This window comes from Frankia sp. CoBUL1 (genome assembly GCF_978021245.1).
Window position 1 is genome coordinate 1 of record NZ_CDXDOS010000009.1, and the last position, 3,756, is coordinate 3,756.

5 protein-coding genes and 1 pseudogene are annotated in these 3,756 nt (G+C 68.7%); 3 read left to right on the forward strand and 3 right to left on the reverse strand.

Annotated features, from left to right (window positions below):
- Positions 1 to 169 precede the first annotated feature (169 nt).
- A complete protein-coding gene (locus AC08OX_RS02020; protein WP_476606229.1) occupies positions 170 to 574 on the reverse strand; it encodes a hypothetical protein in 405 nt (134 codons plus the stop codon).
- Positions 575 to 623: 49 nt separating this feature from the next.
- Between AC08OX_RS02020 and AC08OX_RS02025 the strand changes: the two genes are divergently transcribed.
- Positions 624 to 929, forward strand: coding sequence for a hypothetical protein (locus AC08OX_RS02025; protein ID WP_476606230.1), 306 nt, complete (start codon positions 624 to 626; stop codon positions 927 to 929).
- A 101-nt stretch (positions 930 to 1,030) separates the two neighbouring features.
- Here AC08OX_RS02025 and AC08OX_RS02030 read toward each other — a convergent pair whose 3' ends face one another.
- Together AC08OX_RS02030 and AC08OX_RS02035 are read right to left on the reverse strand one after the other, a co-directional pair.
- A complete protein-coding gene (locus tag AC08OX_RS02030; RefSeq protein WP_476606255.1) occupies positions 1,031 to 1,360 on the reverse strand; it encodes a hypothetical protein in 330 nt (109 codons plus the stop codon).
- 229 nt (positions 1,361 to 1,589) lie between these two features.
- Positions 1,590 to 2,245, reverse strand: a pseudogene (locus tag AC08OX_RS02035) (transposase); the annotation flags it as partial.
- A gap of 262 nt (positions 2,246 to 2,507) precedes the next feature.
- Here AC08OX_RS02035 and AC08OX_RS02040 point away from each other — a divergent pair.
- Together AC08OX_RS02040 and AC08OX_RS02045 are read left to right on the forward strand one after the other, a co-directional pair.
- A complete protein-coding gene (locus AC08OX_RS02040; RefSeq protein WP_476606231.1) occupies positions 2,508 to 3,443 on the forward strand; it encodes a recombinase family protein in 936 nt (311 codons plus the stop codon).
- 9 nt (positions 3,444 to 3,452) lie between these two features.
- Positions 3,453 to 3,756, forward strand: a 304-nt coding sequence (locus tag AC08OX_RS02045) for a recombinase zinc ribbon domain-containing protein (protein WP_476606232.1), incomplete at its 3' end; no start/stop codon positions are given.

Genomic DNA, 3,756 nt, shown 5'->3' on the forward strand with positions numbered 1-3,756 from the left:
GCCCTGGATGACGAACAGGTCGTAGGTCCGTACCGGTCGGCTCGGATCGGGGATGCCGAACTGATTCGTGCGCAGCGTCGTAGGTTCGTGTTTGAGGAGCTTGATTCCGCGGATATAGGCCTTTCTCGCGTCGTCGTCGAGAAGGATGTCGCGCCGGACGACCGCCATGTCATGCCCCTTCCGGGAGCTCGTCGTGGGCGTCGTGGGCGTCGTGGTGATGGTGCTCGCCCGGATCGCCGTGCGGGCCATGGTCGTCGCCAGAGGCCCCGGGGGAGAACTCCTCGGGGAAGGCGGTGATGATCAGGCGTACCAGGTCGACGACCGAGGGGATCTGATAGTTGGGCAGGCCGTGGCAGTGTGCCGTGCCGTCGTTGGAAACCCCAATGTGGGCCTTCAGTGGTTGGCCGTCGACGGTGATCTCGTAGGTGGTCGTGATGACGACGTGGTGACCGTCGAAGTCGTCCTCGCGGACACTGCGGGCCGGGTCGCCATGTACGTGTTCCGGCCGGGGAAGGCTAGCAAGATAGTTGGCGAGAAAGGCAGGATGAGTGACGTCTGTCGGGTCCGGTGGCATGTAGTTCCCCCGAATTTCAGGTGGTGAGGTGGTGAGGTGGTGTGGTGAGGTGACCAAGAATCCACCGGCGGTACGGGTCTGGCAACGAGGTGTCGTCCAGGCGTCTGTGCGTCACGTGGGCCGGAGACGCCGCGGCGCCGCCGGTACCGGGGGATGCGTCAACCTGCCGACCGAGGTGTTATTGGATGGTCGACAGCGCCTTGTTCACGTCTTCGGCGTCGAACTCGACCGGGTCGAACTCGCCTGCGTCGAACTCGCCTGCGTCCCGCAGGCCCAGCCATTCCAGGCGCTCGTCGTGTTCCGGATGGCCGGGGTCGCCGAGGACCTCGACGAGCTCGCCGATGCGGGCTGCTGATCGCGAGATCGTTGAGGTCCGCCTTGACCTGGGCCTCCGCCGTCGCTTGGGGAGGGCCGGGTAGCCGCCGCGCGGGATGGTGCCATCACCGCGGCGGTCGCTCAGCTCGAGCCGATGCCCAACGTCCCGCCGGCTGCCGAGGTTCGGTCGATGAGAGCGGCGATGCCGTCGAGGATCCGGTCCACGCCGAAGAGAAACTCCTCGGTCTCCTCGAAGCCCGCCGGGCCGCCGCCGATCTCGCCCGCCCAGGCGATGCGGTGCAGCCGCGGATAGGTCCGCTCGTCGACGAGCTCGCGCAGCAACGCCTCGAAGCCCCAGACAGGCGGCGCGTCGCCCCCAGCCGGCCCTACCGCCGCGTCAGCTCCAGCCCCAGCGCAAGGAGCCACAGCCGTCCGGGCCTGGGCGGCAGCCCGGGCGGCATCGTGGGCCATTCGGGCCTCGCTGAGGGCGTACGGAGCTGAGCAGGCCGATCACGCGGAGTTTGTCGGCGTCAGAGCAGCTCCAGGACCGGATGCGAGGCGCGGCCGGAGCCTGCCCGGTGCCAAAGAAGCCATTACGGCGGTGGTTGCCGACGGCGTGGTGCAGTCCGTCGTGACCGGAAACCTGCACTCCATCGCCGAAGTCAAGCTGGGGGCCTTCGGGCTCACGGATTATCTGGACCTGGCAGTGGGCGGGTATGGGGACGACGCCACCGACCAGCTGGTGGGTGGCGAGTACGTCGCGGACGGGCTGGCCGTCGTAGCCGGAGTCCAGGTGCATCGTGGCGCCGGCGGGCAGGACACCGACCTGGGTGTTCATCTGTTCGATCGTCGGGTCCAGCAGCGGGGAGTCGTGCCGGTTCGCGCCGGCGGAGACCAGCCCGAGGGGACACCGGCGCCGTCGGTGCCCACCGACCGTTTGAGGCCGCCCTTGCGTCGGTCGACCGGGGACGGGCCGGCGGTGTCACCGCCGCAGGGGGCCTTGGTGATGCAGCCGTCCGCGGTCAGGTTCTCCAGGTCCGGTCCGATTATCTGGTCGTAGGCGGCCACCGTGAGGGCGTGCAGCTTCTGGGCCAGTCCGGTCTTCGCCTAGGCGGTCACCCGGCGGCGGATGGTGCGGTCCGAGCAGCCGGGGGTGGCGATGCGTTCGTAGCCCGAGCCGTGTACCAGCGCGGCTACGACATGCTCGAACACCACCCGGTCGGGGATCCGGCGGCGGTGACAGCCCAGGGGATGATCGGGGTGGAACTCCGGCCGCGGGCCGCCGTGGTGGGCGGTGAGCAGCGCGTCGAATTCGCCCCAGATCGGTTCGAGCAGGGATGATGGGACGGCAGGCACGGAACCCTCCGAAGGTTACTGACTGTGGTAAGCCAATGATCTTCGGGTTCCGTGCCTGTCTTGCGTGGCGACACACCGATTCGCCCCTACTGCCGGTCTCTCTAAAGTTCAGTACCTCCTGCTCCACGACGACAGCAGCGACCCGGCCCGCGCCCGATTGTCCCGCCGGTCGATGTGCCGTAGCGCTTTCCGCCGCCACCGGCGCCACGCATAAAACTCGGCCGCCACCCACGACCGGTACCGGCAGAAAAGGAAACGCGCCATGGCCCGTGCGACCTCGCGTCGAAAGAGCGCGAACCGCACGCCCCAGCCCGCCGCCGACCCGCTCGACACCATCCGCGTCGGGATCTACCTGCGGCGCTCCACCGACGACGAGCACCAGCCCTACTCCGTCGAAGCCCAGGAAGAACGACTCCGCTCCTACGTCGACTCCCAACCCGGCTGGGCCATCGCCCTCCGGTTCTCCGACGACGCCTCCGGCGCCACCACCGACCGCGACGACCTGCAACGCGCCCTGTCCGCGGCCCGCCACGGACTGATCGACGTGCTGCTCGTCTACCGCGTCGACCGGCTCTCCCGCAACCTGCGCGACACCGTCACCCTGCTCGAAGAACTCGACCAGGCCGGGGTCGTGTTCCGCTCGGCCACCGAGCCGTTCGACACCGCGACGCCGATGGGCCGCATGCTGCTCGCGATGCTCGCGATGCTCGCGATGCTCGCGCAGTTCGAGCGCGACACGATCATCGACCGGGTCATCGCCGGCATGGAACGCAAAGCCGTCAAGGGCCTGTGGATGGGCGGCAACCGGCCCTTCGGCTACCAGGTCGACCGCGCCAACTGGAAACTGCTCGCCGACGAGAAGGAAGCGCCCGTCGTCCGTCTGATCTTCAACCTCTACGTCCGCGACCGGCTCGGCACCCGCGCCATCGCCAAGACCCTCAACGAGCGCGGCCACCGCACCACCACCGGCGGACCCTGGTCCGGACACCAGGTGCTCCGCGTCCTGGACAACCGCGTCTACCTCGGCGAACTGACCTTCCGCGAGATCACCGTCACCGACACCCACGAACCGATCATCGAGGCGGCCCAGTTCGCCGAGGCCGAGAAGATCCTCACCATCCGCAGCGACGGGCACACCCACCGAGCCGCCAGCGACTCCGACTACTATCTCACCGGCCGGATGCGCTGCCCGCAATGAGCCAAAGCGATGCTCGGCTCCAACGCCGGGGGCCGCAACCGGACCTACCGCTACTACACCTGCTTCACCCGCCTGCGCTACAGCCGCGACCGCTGCGACGCCCCCCGCCTCGATGCCGACGCCCTCGACCAAGCCATCCTCACCGCACTCGCCGCCTTCTACCGCGACCACCAGCAGCTCATCGCCGACGCCGTCCACCACGCCCGCCAACGCCACCACGACGCCCACACCGACCGCACCGGCGAACTCGCCACCGTCCAGACCGACCTCACCCAGACCGACCAGGCCATCGACCGCTACCTGTCCGCCTTCG

Bases quoted from the DNA above. Each gene is read 5' to 3' on its own strand.
- AC08OX_RS02020 (WP_476606229.1), bottom strand. From the start codon at position 574: ATGCCACCGGACCCGACAGACGTCACTCATCCTGCCTTTCTCGCCAAC.
- AC08OX_RS02030 (WP_476606255.1), bottom strand. From the start codon at position 1,360: ATGGCCCACGATGCCGCCCGGGCTGCCGCCCAGGCCCGGACGGCTGTG.
- AC08OX_RS02040 (WP_476606231.1), top strand. From the start codon at position 2,508: ATGGCCCGTGCGACCTCGCGTCGAAAGAGCGCGAACCGCACGCCCCAG.